At 40.7% G+C, this 18,065-nt stretch carries 14 protein-coding genes and 1 tRNA gene; 12 read left to right on the top strand and 3 right to left on the bottom strand.

Annotated features, from left to right (window positions below; all coding sequences use genetic code 11):
- Positions 1-82 precede the first annotated feature (82 nt).
- A tRNA-Ser gene (locus AB4238_RS09735) sits at positions 83-172 on the top strand.
- Between the two features lie 56 nt (positions 173-228).
- Here AB4238_RS09735 and AB4238_RS09730 read toward each other — a convergent pair.
- The gene (locus AB4238_RS09730; RefSeq protein WP_372033258.1) at positions 229-861 is read right to left on the bottom strand and encodes a sulfotransferase family protein; all 633 of its coding nucleotides are present in this window, start codon (positions 859-861) and stop codon (positions 229-231) included.
- Between the two features lie 50 nt (positions 862-911).
- Complete coding sequence (gene cls / locus AB4238_RS09725) at positions 912-2,369, bottom strand: cardiolipin synthase (RefSeq protein WP_372033272.1); 1,458 nt, start codon at positions 2,367-2,369, stop codon at positions 912-914.
- A 163-nt stretch (positions 2,370-2,532) separates the two neighbouring features.
- Between cls and AB4238_RS09720 the strand changes: the two genes are divergently transcribed.
- The 4 genes from AB4238_RS09720 to AB4238_RS09705 all read left to right on the top strand — a co-directional run bounded on the left by AB4238_RS09720 (position 2,533) and on the right by AB4238_RS09705 (position 8,151).
- Entirely contained in the window at positions 2,533-3,393 is an 861-nt protein-coding gene (locus tag AB4238_RS09720) for an endonuclease/exonuclease/phosphatase family protein (protein WP_372033256.1), read from the top strand.
- Positions 3,394-3,425: 32 nt separating this feature from the next.
- Complete coding sequence (locus AB4238_RS09715) at positions 3,426-5,360, top strand: ATP-dependent DNA helicase RecQ (RefSeq protein ID WP_372033254.1); 1,935 nt, start codon at positions 3,426-3,428, stop codon at positions 5,358-5,360.
- Between the two features lie 165 nt (positions 5,361-5,525).
- The gene (locus tag AB4238_RS09710) at positions 5,526-7,298 is read left to right on the top strand and encodes a DUF885 domain-containing protein (protein ID WP_372033252.1); all 1,773 of its coding nucleotides are present in this window, start codon (positions 5,526-5,528) and stop codon (positions 7,296-7,298) included.
- 172 nt (positions 7,299-7,470) lie between these two features.
- Positions 7,471-8,151 carry a response regulator transcription factor gene (locus tag AB4238_RS09705; protein ID WP_372033250.1) on the top strand — a complete coding sequence of 227 codons (681 nt, stop codon included), beginning with the start codon at positions 7,471-7,473 and terminating at the stop codon, positions 8,149-8,151.
- A 61-nt stretch (positions 8,152-8,212) separates the two neighbouring features.
- On the opposite strand, the gene ald is transcribed toward AB4238_RS09705, so the two are convergent.
- Positions 8,213-9,328, bottom strand: a complete 1,116-nt coding sequence (gene ald, locus AB4238_RS09700) for an alanine dehydrogenase (RefSeq protein ID WP_372033248.1) — start codon at positions 9,326-9,328, stop codon at positions 8,213-8,215.
- A gap of 180 nt (positions 9,329-9,508) precedes the next feature.
- On the opposite strand from ald, the gene lrp reads away from it, so the two are divergent.
- The 7 genes from lrp (at position 9,509) to AB4238_RS09665 (ending at position 17,874) form a co-directional block, all read left to right on the top strand.
- Entirely contained in the window at positions 9,509-10,012 is a 504-nt protein-coding gene (gene lrp / locus AB4238_RS09695) for a leucine-responsive transcriptional regulator Lrp (RefSeq protein ID WP_372033246.1), read from the top strand.
- A gap of 194 nt (positions 10,013-10,206) precedes the next feature.
- On the top strand, positions 10,207-12,696 hold the full coding sequence (locus AB4238_RS09690) for a DNA translocase FtsK 4TM domain-containing protein (RefSeq protein WP_372033244.1): 2,490 nt from the start codon (positions 10,207-10,209) through the stop codon (positions 12,694-12,696).
- Between the two features lie 85 nt (positions 12,697-12,781).
- Positions 12,782-13,408: an outer membrane lipoprotein chaperone LolA gene (lolA, locus tag AB4238_RS09685; protein ID WP_372033242.1), complete on the top strand. Its 627-nt coding sequence runs from the start codon at positions 12,782-12,784 to the stop codon at positions 13,406-13,408.
- A gap of 9 nt (positions 13,409-13,417) precedes the next feature.
- Positions 13,418-14,749, top strand: a complete 1,332-nt coding sequence (locus AB4238_RS09680; protein ID WP_372033241.1) for a replication-associated recombination protein A — start codon at positions 13,418-13,420, stop codon at positions 14,747-14,749.
- Positions 14,742-15,116 carry a fluoride efflux transporter CrcB gene (crcB, locus tag AB4238_RS09675; RefSeq protein WP_020912683.1) on the top strand — a complete coding sequence of 125 codons (375 nt, stop codon included), beginning with the start codon at positions 14,742-14,744 and terminating at the stop codon, positions 15,114-15,116. Before AB4238_RS09680 ends, crcB begins: the two co-directional genes overlap by 8 nt.
- Positions 15,117-15,134: 18 nt before the next feature.
- Entirely contained in the window at positions 15,135-16,421 is a 1,287-nt protein-coding gene (gene serS, locus AB4238_RS09670; RefSeq protein ID WP_372033239.1) for a serine--tRNA ligase, read from the top strand.
- Positions 16,422-16,680: 259 nt separating this feature from the next.
- On the top strand, positions 16,681-17,874 hold the full coding sequence (locus AB4238_RS09665) for an amino acid aminotransferase (protein ID WP_372033237.1): 1,194 nt from the start codon (positions 16,681-16,683) through the stop codon (positions 17,872-17,874).
- The last annotated feature ends 191 nt before the right edge of the window (positions 17,875-18,065 follow it).

Genomic DNA, 18,065 nt, shown 5'->3' with positions numbered 1-18,065 from the left:
GCTTTTGCGTAAAGTAGCGCTCCGTTGGCAGCATAAGTGCTTTCAGCTATTGTGATGATTAAACACATAAAAAGAATCAATTGGTGAGCTGGCTGAGTGGCTGAAGGCGCACGCCTGGAAAGTGTGTTTAGGTTAATCCCTAACGAGAGTTCGAATCTCTCGCTCACCGCCATATACTAAAAAGCCCGTTATCGAAAGGTAACGGGCTTTTTGCTGCGTGTATATAATTTAAGATGCGTAACTAAAGAATTTTCGTTGCTCTATACCTGCAGCATTTGAGTTTACTTTGTTTGGGTGTTTGTACTCTTTCCAGCAAGCGACTTTCTTACCTATATTTAAGTGCGGGAATTTTAACCCCTTATTGGTATTCAAACCGATAAAGGTTAATAGTTCACTTAAACTATTCTCTTTACTAATATCGATACTCAACAGATCATTTCGCCCTTTAAAATAGCGGTGGACAGCTTGCTTATGCTGTTGGTAGCACTCTATTAGATGCTGTTCATTATCGGGTGTAGCCGTCGTTGATAATTTAAACGTCTCGTTAAAGGTACGTTTTAGTACTGGATTAAATACACCTGTTTTAAGGTCTAAACTCTCTGCCATTTTATTAATCAACATCTGCATAGAAGGCACCCAAAGGGACAGCTCTCTTTCTAAGTAGACAAATTTCGAATCAGGGAATAACGTGTCTAATTGTTGGTAATCGCAAAAACAGGGAGAATCCGAGATAACGTCTGCTAACTCGAAGGCTCTTTTTGTATAAGCGGTGTGAGCGACAGTGAAGCCATAGTCTAACAGTGCCACGCTAATACTGGTTGTTCCGGTTCTTGGAAGACCAATGATAAATAGTTTGTTCATGATATTTAAACCAACGGATGTATAAACTGAATGGGAGTTAGCGACTAGCACTACAATAGTGGGCTAAATAGGTAAAAAGTACGCTCAGCGATCCTATTAGCCAGCGATCTTTTAGCCCAATCTTCAGGACAAACCTGAATTGAATCTGTGAGGTAGCTTTGTTGAACTTGTTGTAGATCTTGCGTAAAGGTTAGGTTGTCTACAGCGAGTGTAACTTCAAAATTTAACCATAAGCTTCGCATATCGAGGTTAACGGTACCAATTAAACAATGGTTTGCATCGATCACTACTGATTTTGTATGTAATAAGCCGCCTTTAAAGCGATGAATATTGACGCCAGCATCAAGAAGTTGAGTGAAAAAAGCACGGCTGGCCCATTCAACCATGGTTGAATCATTTTTGTCAGGGACGATAATGTCCACTTGTACGCCTCTTTGAGCGGCAATGACCAGTGCAAGCTGCAGGTTTTCGCTGGGTACGAAATAGGGTGTTGTAATGACAATACTTTGTTGTGCCTGATAGATACTTTGCAATAACACTTGATGGATTATCTCTTCGCGCATGCCGGGACCTGAAGGGATCACTTGTACTAAATCTGTTATCTCATGTTCTTTATGGGGTAAACACTCAGGTAATTCTGGTAAGGTACGATCGTTGGTTTCTACTTCCCAATCCCATGCGTGGATACTATTGAGTACAGGCACTGTTGTGCCAGTGATCCGCACCATTACATCAATCCACTCTCCAACCCCTGCATCCTGATTGAAATATTTAGGGTCAACGAGGTTCATCGAACCGGTATAAGCAATGGCATTATCTATTACAACAATTTTCCTGTGTAGACGTAAATCAAGTCGACGGAAGAACATCCTTAATGGCGATACAGCGAGTGCTTTAACCACAATAATTGATGATTTGCGCATTGTTTTTGGCCAGTGGCTTTTAAAAAATAGTCGACTTCCAGCAGCATCTAAAAGTAACTTAACTTTGATCCCTTTAGCTGCAGCATTTATTAGCGCTTGCGCAACCTCATCAGCTTTGCCGCCGGGCTGCCATATGTAAAACTCTAAATGGATTGATTCTTTTGCCTGGTCGATATCCTCAATTAATTTATCTAAGATTTCGCTAGTTTGGTTTAGCAGTGTTAGCTGGTTATCGGCTAGTGCAGGGATACCTATTTGCTTCTCACATATAGCACTTATCGATTGGCCATAAAGGCTTGATACATGGGGTGTGTATTGGCGCACTTTATAGAGATTAGAGAACCATTTTTCGTAAGGAGTGAACATTGCTTGAGCGCGCTCCGCTCGCTTTTTACCGAGATTTAGCTCGCCAAATAATAGATAAGCAAATGCACCGCCTAAAGGTACGATATATATTATCATCAACCAGGCTAAAGAAACGCCAATAGCGCGCCTTTTCACTACGACTCTGACAGTGATACCTGCAATAAATAACCAATACAAAAATACGCCTGCAATGGTCAGCAGTTGATAAAATTGGTACATATTTTCTTTGATAGTATAGGCCTCAATAGAAATAGGTGCTTCAGTTACATTCATTATGGTTGACGTGATGCCGTATACCATTAATGTTTCTGCCACATGCGCTTAAAAGCTATTATAATGAAAAGATTACTGCAAATCTAAATTAGAAGCCGAATACCTGACTATGCTTAGAATTATACGAAAGCTGATTTTGCTTTTGCTTTTACTAGCAACATTACTGATGCTTTACGTCTACCAAAGTACCGTAATTCCTCAGCAAGATACATTATTGACTAACGACGCTAACAGTAGTGCTGGTGTTCAATGTGTAACACATCAAACATTAGCGCCGCTAGATAGACACGGTAAACTTGATATCGCCATTTGGAATATTCATAAGCAAAAAAATAATGGCTGGCAAAATGTACTAAAACAGCTAACGGAAAGAACCGATTTGTTATTGTTACAGGAGGTCAGTGCTTCACCGGATTTTCAGTCATTAGTCGATGAGCAGTCAGAGAATTGGGTAATGACAAAAGCATTTCTATTTTCGGGCGATCCGGTCGGAGTAATGAACCTTTCTAAAGGTTATCCCTCAAGTAGTTGTTCATTCAGGTACAAAGAGCCATTTATCCAGTATCCTAAATCATTATTAGTTTCTTATTACCAATTGTCAGACGATAGCCAGCTATTAGTGGTTAATATTCATAGTATCAACTTTGCTGTTGGTCTTGATGAGTATCGCGCTCAAATGAATGTGGTGACTGAAGCGATGAAAGCACATTCTGGGCCTATCATATTAGCAGGCGATCTGAATACCTGGAGTGATAAACGCGGAGAGTACATTGCAGCTGTAGCCTCAAGTGCAGGCTTATCAGAAGCGGTACCTCGCGTTGATTCAAGAACGCGATTTTTCGGTAAAACACCAGACCATATATTTTACAGAGGCTTAGAACTTGTAAATGCAGAATCGATTGTTACTGATAGTTCAGATCACAATCCACTTAAAGCCTACTTTAGATTGATCAAAACCATTCCTCAGTAGCTCAATAGAAGCAAACTTCGATAGGATTATGCATGCACAATGCTCACGCATTACTCAAACAGTACTTCGGTTTCAACGCATTCAGACAGGGCCAGGAACAAGTCGTTAACAATGTATTTAACGGTTTCAGCGCAGCAGCAATTTTCCCTACGGGTTCAGGGAAGTCTCTCTGTTATCAATTACCAGCCACTGTGCTGCCTCACTTAACATTAGTCGTATCTCCACTACTGGCGTTAATACAAGATCAACTGGTGTTCCTAGAAAGCCGTGGTATATCCGCGGCTTCAATTGATTCAACTCAAACTCCAGAGCAAACAGCATCAGTGCTTGATGGCGTAGCTAATGGCAGTATTAAGGTACTAATGATCTCTGTAGAGCGCCTAAACAATGAACGCTTTCGACGTTTTATTAGTGACATAGATATATCATTGTTGGTTATTGATGAAGCTCACTGTATTTCAGAGTGGGGTCATAACTTCAGACCTGACTATTTAAAGCTACCCAATTATCAAAAAGAGTTAAACATTCCCCAAGTATTGCTACTTACAGCCACCGCGACGTCTAAAGTCATAGCCGACATGAGCAAGAAGTTTGCTATTGACCCTAAATGCGTCACATTAACAGGATTTTATAGGCCAAACCTACATCTACAAGCGATAGGAATTAAAGAAGCCAATAAAATGGATTACTTGGCTCAATGGCTAAAAGGCAGGCAGCAAGTCAGTGGTATTATTTACGTTACGCTGCAAAAAAGTGCGGAAAAAGTAGCTAGCGAGCTTCAAAGGCAAGGCTTTAGGGTATTGGCATACCATGCAGGAATGGATAGCGAGCAGCGCAAAGCAATACAATCTAAATTCATGGCTGGCGAAGTTCCAATCATTGTCGCTACGATTGCGTTTGGTATGGGTATTGATAAAAGTGATATTCGCTTTGTAGTGCATTATGACCTGCCTAAATCGATTGAAAATTATGCTCAGGAGATAGGTAGGGCAGGCCGAGATGGTAATGACTCCGAATGCGTAGTATTGGCCAATAAAGATAATTTAAACGTGTTAGAAAATTTCGTATACGGAGACACACCAGAACTAAGCGCAATTCGTAATGTTATAGAACAGATTAACATGCAGACTCAACAAAATGGCCAATGGGAGTTAATGTTAAATCAACTTTCAAGTGCTTCAAATATTCGGCCATTAAGTTTAAAAACACTACTAGTTTATCTAGAGATGCAAGGGGTTATTAAACCGAAATATAGCTACTTTGCAGAGTATAAGTACAAGTTACTGACCACAGTTGACACGCTGTTAAGTCGCTTCGACACTGATAGACAACAGTTTTTAACTGCAATCATTGATTCATCTCAAAAAGCTAAAATTTGGCACACTGCTGATTTTGAACACCTACAGCGCTTATTTCCTAATAGCCGTGGTAGAGCAATAAAGGCTTTAGATTATTTGGACCAAAAACAACTTATTGAATTACAAAGTAAACAGCTAACCCAAGTATACGAGGTTAGCCTACAAGCATTGCAACTACCTGGACTGGCTGAAAATCTTTATCAACAGTTTAGTACTAAAGAAAAAAGTGAAATTGAACGGATTAACTTTTTGGTAGCCTTTTTTGGCAGTGACCAATGTTTAAGTCTGCAGTTAGCGCAGTACTTCTCAGACCCCAATGCCATCAATGTTTGTGGTCGTTGTTCTGTTTGCTTAGGTCATGTTGCTTGTTTGCCAGAGCCAAACGGTCTTAAAGATCTAAATACTTTTGACTATGATGCAACCTGCACTGAAGCCATTGAAAAGTTAAAGTCAAATTACTCTTCGGTTTTGCTCTCTCGGTTTTTATGTGGTCTAACAACGCCCCTGTTTACCAAGTTGAAGATGAGACAAACTTACGGATTTGCCAAATTTGAACATTATCGATTTAAAGATATTCTTCATTGGGTAGAGAAACATAATGAAAAGTAGAACCAGCTTATTTAGCTTATGCATAAAATGTATCTACTTATGCATTATGTGTAACGAAAACTTTCAGAAAAGAGTTTGTTAATGTAAAAAAGTTTAGAACATGCTTTACTTACTGCCAATTTATCGCGACACAGATTGCGAGAAACAAAAATTAAGGGAATATTAATGAAAAAAGCCGCGCTTACACTTGCAATCGCATTATCAATTTCAAGCCTGACAGCTTGTCAAAGTCAAACGACATTAGAAGCTAATTCAATTGAGTTAACTGAACAGAGTCTAAGCTTTCAACAGTTTAGCCAACAGTTCATAGATGACTTGTGGGTTGAATCACCGACTTGGGCATTATATAGCGGTTTCCATAAATATGACGGTGTGCTTAAAGTGCCTAACGAGCAAGCTAGGCAAGCGAGCTTAAACTTTGTAAATAAGCAATCAGCGTTATTAGCTAGTTTTGACAAAAATAGCTTACCTGCAGGTTTGCTTACTGATTACCGCCTGATTGAAAACCTTATAGGCGAAATGCGTTGGAACATAGAGACTTTTAAATCATGGCAATGGAATCCTGCTAGCTACAATGTCTCTGGCGGGTTTGCACAGATTATTAATGAAAATTTTGCTCCTCTAGATGAACGTCTACTTTCAGTGCTGTTAAGGATGGAGAATGTACCGGCCTATTATGAGGCCGCTAGGGAAAATATAAGTAACCCGACCCTTGAGCATACTCAGCTTGCCATCATGCAAAATGAAGGCGCTTTTTCAGTATTCAATAATGATTTATTAGACAAAGTTATCGGCTCTAATTTATCAAATGAACAAAAAGCTCAGTTTGTCACGCGTTTCAATAAAGCGACCAAGGCTATCAAAGAGCATATAGAGTGGCTTAAAGCACTTGAAACCAAGCTTAACAAAGAAGGAGCACGTAGCTTTAGGATTGGCGAAGAGCTGTACGAACAGAAGTTTGCTTTTGACATCCAAGCTGGAATGAGTGGTAAAGCGTTATATAAAAAAGCGCTACAAGATAAAAATCGCGTCCAAGCAGAGATGACCAAAATTACAGAAAAGTTATGGCCAACCTATTTTGATACAGCCATGCCAACCAATAAGAAGGTGGCCATCAAGCAATTGATCGATAAATTGTCTGCCAAGCATGTAAAACGCGATGATTTTGTCGATGAAGTAAGAGCGCAGATCCCTGAGTTAATCGCCTTTGTTAATGAAAAACAATTAGTCACCCTTGACCCCAATAAACCTTTAGTGGTGCGTGAGACTCCCGCATACATGCGAGGTTATGCTGGTGCTTCTATTAGTGCCCCGGGTCCTTACGAAAAGTCAGGAAATACATACTATAACGTTACTCCGTTAGACGGAATGAGTGAAGAATCTGCTGAAAGTTACTTAAGAGAATATAACCATTGGATTTTGCAAGTTCTCAATATCCATGAAGCGATACCTGGCCATTACACACAATTAGTTTACTCAAATGAATCTCCGAGTTTAATTAAAAGCCTATTTGGTAATGGTGCAATGGTTGAAGGCTGGGCGGTGTACACCGAGCGAATGATGTTAGAGGAAGGCTATGGCGATTTTGAACCAGAAATGTGGTTAATGTATTACAAATGGAATTTACGAGTGATATGTAACACAATTCTTGACTATAGCATTCAGGTCAAAGGGATGACTGAAGATGAAGCACTAGACTTGATGATGAATGAAGCATTCCAACAACAAGCAGAAGCCCAAGGGAAGTGGCGTAGAGCGACATTAAGCCAAGTACAATTAACAAGTTACTATTCTGGTTATCGTGAAATATACGATTTCAGAGAAGAGTATAAAGTGTTAAAAGAGGATAAGTTTGACCTCAAGACTTTCCATGAAGAGTTTTTGAGTTACGGTAGTGCACCAGTCAAATATATTAGGGAACTGATGCTCGCAAAGTAGTTTTCTACTAAAACATGTGCATGTTTTAACGTAAAGCCAGTAACCTAAGGTTGCTGGCTTTTTTATACTTAAACAATTGTATTAATGTGAAGTAAGCCAAGAATTTGTTGTAGCTTATTTATGTGAGTTAATGTAACCTTAATGATAATGGTTCGTATTTAGATTTTAATAAATGAAAAATGTACTCGTAGTGGATGATGATCTTGTTATACAAAGCTTATTAAAGAGTTGTTTAGAAGCTGAGGGCTACGCTGTTTCGCTAGCCTCTAATGGCAATGAAGCTCTAGCTAAGTTGAAGCTGTCTTCGGTGGATATCATTATCTTAGATATCAATATGCCGTCGTTAGATGGCATAGAGGTGCTTAAACTTCGCCAAGATAAAACGCCAGTCATTGTTATTTCATCGTTAGATACTGAACAAGATCGAGTCAATGTCTTCGAACTAGGTGCCGATGATTTCCTGAGTAAGCCATTTAGCCAACGAGAGTTGTTGGTTAGAATAAATGCAATAAAGCGCAGAATAGCCTTAGTGAGAAATGAGCACTATCTCAATGATGATCTAGCAATGGATGTATTTTTTGATGACAGTAATTACAGTGTATCAATATTCGCAAAAGAAGTTTGCTTTACTCAAACCGAGTTTAAATTGTTTAAGTATCTATTTGAACGTAAGGGGAATGTTGTTGCAAAAGATGAATTGCAACTTAGGGTATTACAAAAGGAATTAGGTCAGTTTGACCGAAATCTAGATATGCACATTAGTAATACTCGTAGAAAACTTGCTGCGACCCAGTTACCAAAATCTCTAATTAATACAGTAAGAGGTAAAGGATACAGTTTTGCAGAGCAGTAATTAGGCTATGATCAAAAAAGGGAGCAAATAGCTCCCTTTTTTAATTTCTAATCTTGATTGACTACTTAAGTAAGATAGTCGGGTCTACAAACTCAAGATTGAGTGCTTCGGCAACTTCAGCGCAAGTGATCTTACCGTGCATAACGTTCAAGCCGTTTAACAGGTGCTTATCTTGCAGCAACGCTTCGCGGTAACCAAGTTGTGCCAACTTAATAATGTAAGGCAAAGTTGCATTGTTCAACGCAAATGTAGAAGTACGAGCCACTGCACCAGGCATGTTTGCCACACAGTAATGAACAACTTCATCGACGATATACGTAGGGTCTTGATGTGTAGTGGCATGCGACGTTTCGATACAGCCACCTTGGTCGATAGCTACGTCAACAATTGCAGAACCAGGCTTCATTGCAGCAATATGTTCCTTGGTAACCAGCTTAGGTGCAGCTGCACCTGGAACCAATACGCCACCAATGACAAGATCTGCTTCAAGCACATGCTTTTCAATTGCATCAGCAGTTGAGTAGATTGCTTTAACTTTATTATCGAATTGTGCATTTAGGCGACGAAGCGCATCAATACTACGATCTAGGATGACAACGTCTGCACCAAGACCAACGGCCATTTGCGCAGCGTTTGTACCTACCATTCCGCCACCAATAATAACGACTTTAGCTGGCTCAACGCCCGGAACGCCACCAAGCAACATACCGCGTCCGCCCATCGACTTCTCTAGTGCCATAGCACCTGCTTGAATTGACATACGGCCAGCAACTTCTGACATTGGCGCAAGCAGTGGTAGCGTACCGCGGTCATCGGTAACTGTTTCATAAGCAATACAAACAGAACCACTTTTAACAAGATCTTCGGTTTGTGGTAGATCTGGAGCTAAATGTAGGTAGGTAAATAGAAGTTGGTCTTCTCGTAACATTGCGCGTTCTACAGCTTGAGGCTCTTTCACTTTTACAATCATTTCTGATTGTGCAAAAACTTCAGCAGCAGTAGCTAGGATTTTAGCACCTACATTTACGTAATCTTCGTCTGAAAAACCAATGCCAGAGCCAGCATTTGTTTCAATAAAAACCTCATGACCACGTAGAGTCAATTCACGAACACTAGAAGGTACCATGCCTACACGATATTCGTGGTTTTTGATTTCTTTTGGAACACCAATAATCATCTTAGAGCCTCAATTTCGCATAAAAACCCATTTTCTATGGGTGTAATTGTTATTTTAAATTGCCTGAACGTGAATGTTTCAGGGAAATCTAGTATAGTATTCCTTCGGTAGTTTATGCTGCTGAAGTTTATCTAAACACAGTGATTAATTTGGTTATAGATGCAATTCAAGGTTAATAATATGGTTAATAATAAAAAGAGTCCTATAAAAGACTTAGATCGTATAGATCGAAATATACTCAACGAGTTACAAATTGATGGACGAATTTCAAATGTCGAGCTATCAAAGCGCGTAGGGCTGAGTCCCACTCCTTGTTTAGAAAGAGTTAAAAGACTTGAAAAACAAGGGTATATCAAAGGATATACAGCATTAGTTAATCCCCATTATTTGGGTGCATCTCTACTTGTGTTTGTTGAAATTACGCTAAATCGAGATACAGCAGAAGTATTTGATAAGTTCAATAATGCTGTGCAACTACTTGATGATATACAAGAATGTCATTTAGTCTCAGGCGATTTTGACTACTTATTAAAGACGCGTGTTTCTGATATGTCTGCTTATAGACGTTTATTAGGAGAAACATTACTTAAACTGCCTTCAGTCTCTGATACACGCACATATGTGGTGATGGAAGAGGTCAAGCAGACAAATCGTGTGGCTATTAATATAATCTCCGAAATGTAGTTTCGTTGTTTTATCGAATAGGAAGGGGGTCAATCGACCCTCTTTTTTTATACAAAATACAATTGATACAAAGTGATGCAAAAATATCAAACTGCATAATTATGCATTATCTCTATGTCATTCCAAACGCTGCAAAATAAACTCATTTCTGGTATCTTACTGACATTATCGTCTTTTTTATTGTAGGTTTGCGATTGTCTAAGGCAAATAGTGTAAAAACCCTTTCCGGCGTCCAACGACTATTAGAAGGTAGTCTGATCATATGTTGCATGATTGCAACTTATATTCTTATTGCATTAAGTAGTTTTAGTGCATCCGATCCTGGCTGGAGCCAATCAAACTTCGATGGTGACATCAAAAATCTTACGGGGGCCGTTGGTGCATGGTTGGCTGATGTACTGTTTTATATATTCGGTTATACCGCCTACATTATCCCCGTTATCATTGCTTTAACCGGTTGGTTGCTATTTAAACGAACACACAAGCTATTAGAAATTGATTACTTCTCGGTCGGGTTAAGGCTTATTGGTTTTCTACTGATTGTTTTCAGCTTAGCGGCTCTTGGTAGTATGAATGCCAATGGGTTATATGAATTTTCGGCAGGTGGGGTTGCTGGTGACGTTATAGGCCAAGCGATGCTGCCGTACTTCAATCAACTGGGAACAACACTACTTTTATTATGTTTTGTCGGCGCTGGATTTACGCTGCTTACTGGTATTAGTTGGCTAACAGTTATAGATATGACCGGTTTTGCTACCTTGTGGTGTCTAAAAGCACTACGCGATCTACCGGCTAAACTAACGCCTGAAAAGGAGGAGACGGAAGATACTCGCGGTTTCTTATCTGTAGTAGAACGTTTTAGAGAAAAGCGCAGTCGTGAGCAGGCGGAAGAAGAATATCAAGATCATGAAGAGCATTTTGAAGTTGTTAACGAACAAATCGAAGCCAACACTGCTTCTCGTATAGAGCCCCAACTAACCCAGTCGGAACCGTTAAAAGAACCTACTATACAGGCACCTTGGGTTAATGAGGATAAAGAGGAGCTCGAAACCATCGATTTTGATTCAAAAGAATCAACCGGCGCTGTTAATGCCAGTAAACGCATTAAAGATGACAAGGCCAAAATTGTAGATGGAATTGTCATTCTCCCAGGGCAAGATGAACAAACGCTATCAGCGCCTATGGAACCTTTACCGAGTATCTCGTTACTCGATGTCCCCAACCGCCAAAGTAATCCAATAAGCCAGGAAGAGTTAGATCAGGTTGGAAAACTAGTAGAAGTAAAGCTTGCCGACTTTAATATTACAGCCAAGGTCGTAGGTGTGTTTCCTGGGCCTGTCATTACTCGCTTTGAGTTAGAGTTAGCTCCCGGGGTGAAAGCATCAAAAATTACCAATTTGTCGAAAGACTTAGCACGCTCGTTACTTGCTGAGAATGTGCGCGTTGTAGAAGTCATCCCCGGTAAAGCCTATGTAGGGTTGGAGTTACCAAATAAATTCCGTGAAACAGTATTTATGCGTGATGTACTCGACTGCAAAGAATTTAGGGATAACCCATCACATTTAAGTATGGTGTTGGGCGCAGATATTGGCGGTAAACCTGTCATTGTCGATTTGGGCAAGATGCCGCACCTTTTAGTCGCAGGTACGACAGGTTCTGGTAAGTCAGTTGGGGTGAACGTAATGATCACCAGCCTGCTGTATAAATCAGGGCCGGACGATGTACGCTTTATCATGATAGATCCAAAGATGTTGGAATTATCCGTCTACGAAGGGATCCCACATCTATTATGTGAAGTTGTTACTGATATGAAAGAAGCTGCCAACTCACTACGATGGTGTGTTGGCGAGATGGAACGTCGTTATAAGTTGATGTCAGCACTAGGCGTTCGTAACCTTAAGGGTTATAACGCTAAAATCAAGCTAGCGAAGGAGTCCGGAGAGCCTATCTATGATCCACTTTGGAAATCATCTGACAGCATGGAGCCGGAAGCACCTGAACTAGATAAGCTACCTTCAATAGTGGTAGTGGTTGATGAATTTGCTGACATGATGATGATTGTTGGTAAGAAAGTTGAAGAGTTGATTGCACGAATCGCTCAAAAAGCCCGTGCAGCAGGAATACATTTAATACTCGCGACTCAAAGGCCATCTGTCGATGTTATTACAGGTTTGATTAAAGCTAACATTCCAACTCGTATGGCCTTCCAAGTATCATCTCGAATTGATTCTAGAACAATTCTAGACCAACAGGGCGCAGAGACATTATTGGGTATGGGCGATATGCTTTACCTACCACCAGGTACCAGTGTACCGAGTCGCGTTCATGGGGCGTTTATTGACGATCATGAGGTTCATAAAGTCGTAGCCGACTGGCATGCGCGTGGAAAGCCTCAATATATAGAAGATATTCTTCAAGGTTCTGCAGAGGGTGAGCAAGTCTTACTTCCAGGCGAAGCAAGTGAAGCCGATGAAGATACTGATGCGCTTTATGACGAAGCTGTTGCATTTGTAACTCAAACGCGTAGAGGTTCTATTTCAAGTGTACAGCGTAAATTTAAAATAGGTTATAACCGCGCCGCTAGAATTATTGAACAGATGGAACTCCAAGGCGTAGTGAGTGCCCAAGGTCATAACGGCAATCGAGAAGTCTTAGCACCCCCACCACCTAAGGTTTTCGATTAACGCTTTTTGTATTAAGCCTATCGTGGTGGAACAAATTAAAAAGTTAAAAACAGTGTTGGTCAAAGGCCAACTCGGAGAACTAGATATGAACAAATTGATCGCTTTTGCGATGGCAAGCATCCCACTTTTTGCTCCTTTTTCGGCTCATGCAGATGCTTCAGAGCAACTAAAAGTTAAGCTTGCAGAAATAGACAACCTAAAAGCTAATTTCAGCCAGACTGTCACAGATATAAATAAAAAGGTCATTCAAACTGGCGAAGGTGTTTTTGCTCTTGCTCAGCCGAACCAGTTCTACTGGCATTTAACTGCACCTGATGAATCTTTAATTGTTGCCGATGGCACTGACGTTTGGATCTATAATCCATTCAATGAAGAGGTGTCTGTGATGGATGTTAATCAAGCTATAAGTGCATCTCCCATTGCATTACTCGTGCACGATGATGTTCAAACTTGGTCACAATACAAAGTGACCAATAGTGATCAGTGTTTTGCTATCAGTCCTATTGATAAAGATGCTGGCGTCTCTGAAGTTGAAGTTTGTTTTAATGAAACAACATTAACTCAGATGATCTTAAAAGATCAGCAGGGTAATACTAGTAATTTTTCACTTTCTGAACAGAGCAAAATTGCTGAAAACGAAAGGGATTTGTTTAAATTTGTCGTACCTGAAAACGTTGATATTGATGACCAACGTTTAAAGTCACCTAATTAAGAGTATGTCGTGAGCAGCTTTAGTTTTGATTTCGCTCCTGATTTTAGGCCGCTTGCGGCAAGAATGCGCCCAGAGACTTTATCGCAATATATCGGGCAACAGCATTTACTGGGAGAAGGGCAGCCATTAAGGCAAGCATTAGAGGCTGGCAGAGCGCATTCTATGATGTTCTGGGGCCCTCCAGGCACAGGAAAAACCACACTAGCAGAACTGGTAGCCAGTTACGCCAATGCCCATGTCGAGCGGATTTCAGCGGTGACATCAGGGGTGAAAGAGATCCGCAGTGCTATTGAACACGCAAAAAGCGTGGCTCAATCAAGAGGGCAGCGAACGTTACTTTTTGTCGATGAGGTACATCGATTTAATAAGAGTCAACAAGATGCTTTTTTACCATTTATTGAAGATGGCACCGTTATTTTTATCGGTGCAACCACTGAAAACCCTTCATTCGAAATAAACAATGCTTTGTTATCTCGTGCGCGAGTTTATCTGATTAAACAGCTCACTATCGAAGAGATCTGTTTGATAACTCAGCAAGCTTTGCTAGATGAAGAGCGTGGCTTAGGCAAACGTAAGCTGATTTTGCCACCAGATGTAGCTTTAAAATTAGCACAAGTGTGTGATGGTGATGCGCGCAAGGCGCTTAACCTTATTGAACTTATCAGTGACATGCTCAAGGATGGTGACGTTTTTACCGAAGAGATGATAATTCAGGTTGCCGGGCAGCAGCTTGCAGGCTTCGATAAAAATGGCGATCAATATTACGATTTAATTTCTGCAGTTCACAAGTCAATACGGGGCTCCGACCCTGATGCGGCGCTTTATTGGTATTGTCGAATGCTTGAAGGTGGCTGTGATCCTCTTTATATTGCAAGACGATTGTTAGCGATTGCATCTGAAGATATTGGTAATGCTGACCCAAATGCGATGACCGTTGCAGTAAATGCTTGGGAATGTTTTCACCGAGTTGGCCCATCGGAAGGTGAGCGAGCTATTGCACAAGCCGTTCTATATTTAGCCAGTGCACCTAAGAGTAATGCTGTTTACACTGCCTTTAAAGCTGCGCGTCAATTAGCAAGAGAAACTTCTAATGAAAGTGTGCCTGAGCATTTACGCAATGCACCAACTAAACTGATGCAAGACATTGGTTATGGTGAAGGTTATCGCTACGCTCACGATGAACCCAATGCCTATGCTGATGGTGAAGTCTATTTGCCTAAATCTATCGCTGGAAGTCAATTTTACTTCCCAACAGAACGTGGATTTGAAAAACGTATAAAAGAGAAACTGGCAAATTTAGCTGAGCTAAATCTTAAAAGTAAGGTGAAAAGATATGAATAATGTCCTTTTTGTTGCGCTAGGTGGATCTATCGGTGCAGTTTTACGCTATCTTATCTCAATATTGATGCTTCAGGTATTTGGTAGTGGTTTCCCTTTTGGTACACTAATGGTCAATATTTTGGGTTCATTCTTAATGGGCGTGGTTTACGCTCTTGGACAAGTCAGTGAAGTGAGCCCAGAAATAAAAGCATTTATTGGTGTGGGCATGTTAGGTGCTCTTACCACGTTTTCTACTTTTTCCAATGAGTCTCTGCTGTTGATGCAGGAAGGTTATTTGGTCAAAGCGATTTTGAATGTTGTTGTCAATGTTGGCGTGTGCATATTCGTCGTCTATTTAGGACAGCAATTGGTATTTTCTCGTTATTAACTATTAAGATAATAAGACATGTTAGATCCAAAATTTTTGCGTAATGAATTAGAAGTAACCGCTGAACGTCTAGCCACTCGTGGTTTTATTTTAGATGTCGATCGTTTAGGCAAGTTAGAAGAAAAGCGCAAGTCGCTGCAAGTTAGTACTGAAGAGTTACAAGCTTCCCGTAATGCTATTTCTAAATCTATCGGTCAAGCAAAAGCTAAAGGTGAAGATGTTGCACCGATAATGGCAAAGGTTGGCACCTTAGGTGCTGAACTCGATGCAAAAAAAGTTGAGTTGGCAGCACTTTTAGAAGAACTGAATGCCATCGCAATGAGTGTACCGAATTTGCCTGATGAATCAGCACCTATCGGTGCCGATGAGTCTGAGAATGTTGAGATTCGTCGCTGGGGCACACCTAAAGAATTTAACTTTGAAGTTAAAGACCACGTTGAACTTGGCGAAACACTCGGTGGACTTGACTTTAAAAACGCAGTAAAACTTACTGGTTCTCGGTTTATCATAATGAAAGGTCAAATAGCACGCATGCACCGTGCTTTAGCACAGTTTATGCTAGACCTACATACAACAGAGCACGGTTACACTGAAGCTTACGTGCCACTGTTGGTGAATGAAGACAGTTTGTTAGGTACCGGTCAGCTTCCAAAGTTTGGTGAAGATTTATTCCATACAAAACCAGCGACGGAAGAAGGGCAAGGTTTAAGCTTGATCCCAACGGCTGAAGTGCCACTGACTAATATCGCTCGTGATTCAATTATTGACGAAGATGACTTGCCAGTCATGATGACAGCACACACGCCATGTTTCCGTAGTGAAGCAGGCTCTTATGGCCGTGATACTCGTGGTCTTATTCGCCAACATCAGTTTGATAAAGTCGAGCTAGTACAGCTTGTTAAGCCTGAAGACTCTATGCAAGCACTTGAAGAGCTCACTGGTCATGCTGAAACAGTATTACAGAAGTTGGGCTTACCGTATCGTACAGTTGTACTGTGTACTGGTGATATGGGCTTTGGCGCGGCTAAAACGTTTGATATTGAAGTATGGCTTCCTGCGCAAGATACATTCAGAGAGATCTCTTCGTGCAGTAACATGCAGGATTTCCAATCGCGACGTATGCAAGCTAGATTTAAAGCTAAGTCAGCTAAGAAGCCAAGCTTACTTCATACGTTGAATGGTTCAGGCTTAGCAGTCGGACGTACTTTGGTCGCCGTGCTAGAAAACTATCAAAATGAAGACGGTTCTATCACTGTCCCTGAAGTATTACGTGCTTATATGGGTGGCTTAGAAAAGATCGGCTAAGCAGCTTGTTATATTAAAAGCCTCTACTTATGTAGAGGCTTTTTTTTAGCTGAGATTTGTTAGTGAAAGCCATTATTAAATACTAGATTTACTGAGGCTTGTATTGAATTTTGTTTATATTTTTCGCAGCAAAATTAGATAATGTAAGTTAGATCAACAATATTCGCTTTTAGTCAATAAAACTCACTTTCTACATCGCTGCTTCAGTGGTATAACTACAGCCGAACCCCCTACAAAAACTCTATTTAGGAAAGCAGTCATGATATTTTCCCAGGTTGAACTTGCCCCAGCCGATCCAATTCTAGGCCTTACAGATGCATTTAAAGCCGATACTCGTGAGGATAAAGTCAATTTAGGCGTTGGGATCTATAAAGATGAATCTGGAAAAACCCCCATTCTAAAAGCGGTAAAACTAGCAGAAGAAAAGCTACTTGCAACGGAAAAAAGCAAAAGCTATTTAGGTATGGAAGGTGTCGAAGCTTATAACCGTGCAGTACAAACATTACTGTTTGGAGCGGATCATACCGTAGTTAACAATGCTCGAGCGTTAACAGCACAAGCGCCAGGCGGAACAGGCTCCCTTCGCGTAGCCGCAGAGTTTATAGTTCGTCATACTCAAGCAGATACGATTTGGGTTAGTAACCCGACATGGGCTAACCACCATAATATTTTCAATACAGCAGGTTTAAAAACTCAGTCTTACGGCTATTATAAAGCCGAGACTCATGGTCTAGACTTTGATGCGATGCTAACCGATCTTGAAGGTGCTAAAGCGGGCGACCTGGTGTTATTGCATGGCTGCTGTCATAACCCAACAGGCATTGATTTAAACAAGGAGCAATGGCAACAAATAGCCAAACTGTGTTTAAACAAATCATTGGTTCCACTATTCGATTTTGCTTATCAAGGTTTTGGTGCAGGTGTCGAGGAAGATGCTGAAGGCCTGCGTATTGTCGCTAGTATTGTTCCAGAGTTAATCGTTGCTAATTCATTCTCTAAAAACTTCGGCCTTTATAATGAGCGTATAGGTGCTATTACTGTCGTTGCAGGTAATGATGCAGAAGCGGTTAATGCGTTTAGCCAGATAAAGAGTACCATTCGTGCTTCATACTCTAACCCGCCGGCACATGGCGCGCTAATCGTTAGCACGATTTTAGCAGATGATGCGTTAAGACTGATGTGGCAGCAAGAGTTGCAAGAGATGAGAGAGCGTATCGCAGAGATGCGCGCTTTATTTGTTCAATCTTTAAAAGACTGTGGCGTAAATCAAGACTTTGATTTTATCTCTACTCAAAATGGAATGTTTAGTTTCTCTGGATTAAACAAAGACCAAGTATCACGCCTTAAAAATGAGTTTGGGGTTTATATTGTCGGCTCTGGACGCATTAGTGTTGCTGGAATGACAAAAACCAATATGCCTATCATCTGTAAGGCAATTGCAGCTGTTCTATAAAGCATTTTGATTGTAAAAAAGGACCCTAAGGGTTAATGCCGATCAGTTAAGGCCAATATGATCGGTTGACCGATCTTTACAATGCTTCAAAATCCAGTACAGACTCTTCTTTGTACTGGATTTTTTATGGAACTTTCTGAAGCTTTAGCGCGTACCTCTATCAACCGACTTACCGAGTTCGACAGCCTTGG

Origin of the sequence: Shewanella sp. 10N.286.45.A1, assembly GCF_041470405.1 — a bacterium.
Lineage (GTDB): Bacteria > Pseudomonadota > Gammaproteobacteria > Enterobacterales > Shewanellaceae > Shewanella.
Note: the sequence above shows the minus strand (reverse complement) of the source record. Positions and strands in the feature narration are given on the sequence as shown.

What these genes read in the sequence shown, in the direction of transcription:
- AB4238_RS09665 (WP_372033237.1), top strand. Translation starts at nt 16,681, where the DNA reads ATGATATTTTCCCAGGTTGAACTTGCCCCAGCCGATCCAATTCTAGGC.
- AB4238_RS09705 (WP_372033250.1), top strand. Translation starts at nt 7,471, where the DNA reads ATGAAAAATGTACTCGTAGTGGATGATGATCTTGTTATACAAAGCTTA.
- crcB (WP_020912683.1), top strand. Translation starts at nt 14,742, where the DNA reads ATGAATAATGTCCTTTTTGTTGCGCTAGGTGGATCTATCGGTGCAGTT.
- AB4238_RS09730 (WP_372033258.1), bottom strand. Translation starts at nt 861, where the DNA reads ATGAACAAACTATTTATCATTGGTCTTCCAAGAACCGGAACAACCAGT.
- lrp (WP_372033246.1), top strand. Translation starts at nt 9,509, where the DNA reads ATGGTTAATAATAAAAAGAGTCCTATAAAAGACTTAGATCGTATAGAT.
- serS (WP_372033239.1), top strand. Translation starts at nt 15,135, where the DNA reads ATGTTAGATCCAAAATTTTTGCGTAATGAATTAGAAGTAACCGCTGAA.
- AB4238_RS09720 (WP_372033256.1), top strand. Translation starts at nt 2,533, where the DNA reads ATGCTTAGAATTATACGAAAGCTGATTTTGCTTTTGCTTTTACTAGCA.
- AB4238_RS09715 (WP_372033254.1), top strand. Translation starts at nt 3,426, where the DNA reads ATGCACAATGCTCACGCATTACTCAAACAGTACTTCGGTTTCAACGCA.
- AB4238_RS09710 (WP_372033252.1), top strand. Translation starts at nt 5,526, where the DNA reads ATGAAAAAAGCCGCGCTTACACTTGCAATCGCATTATCAATTTCAAGC.
- ald (WP_372033248.1), bottom strand. Translation starts at nt 9,328, where the DNA reads ATGATTATTGGTGTTCCAAAAGAAATCAAAAACCACGAATATCGTGTA.
- cls (WP_372033272.1), bottom strand. Translation starts at nt 2,369, where the DNA reads ATGTACCAATTTTATCAACTGCTGACCATTGCAGGCGTATTTTTGTAT.
- lolA (WP_372033242.1), top strand. Translation starts at nt 12,782, where the DNA reads ATGAACAAATTGATCGCTTTTGCGATGGCAAGCATCCCACTTTTTGCT.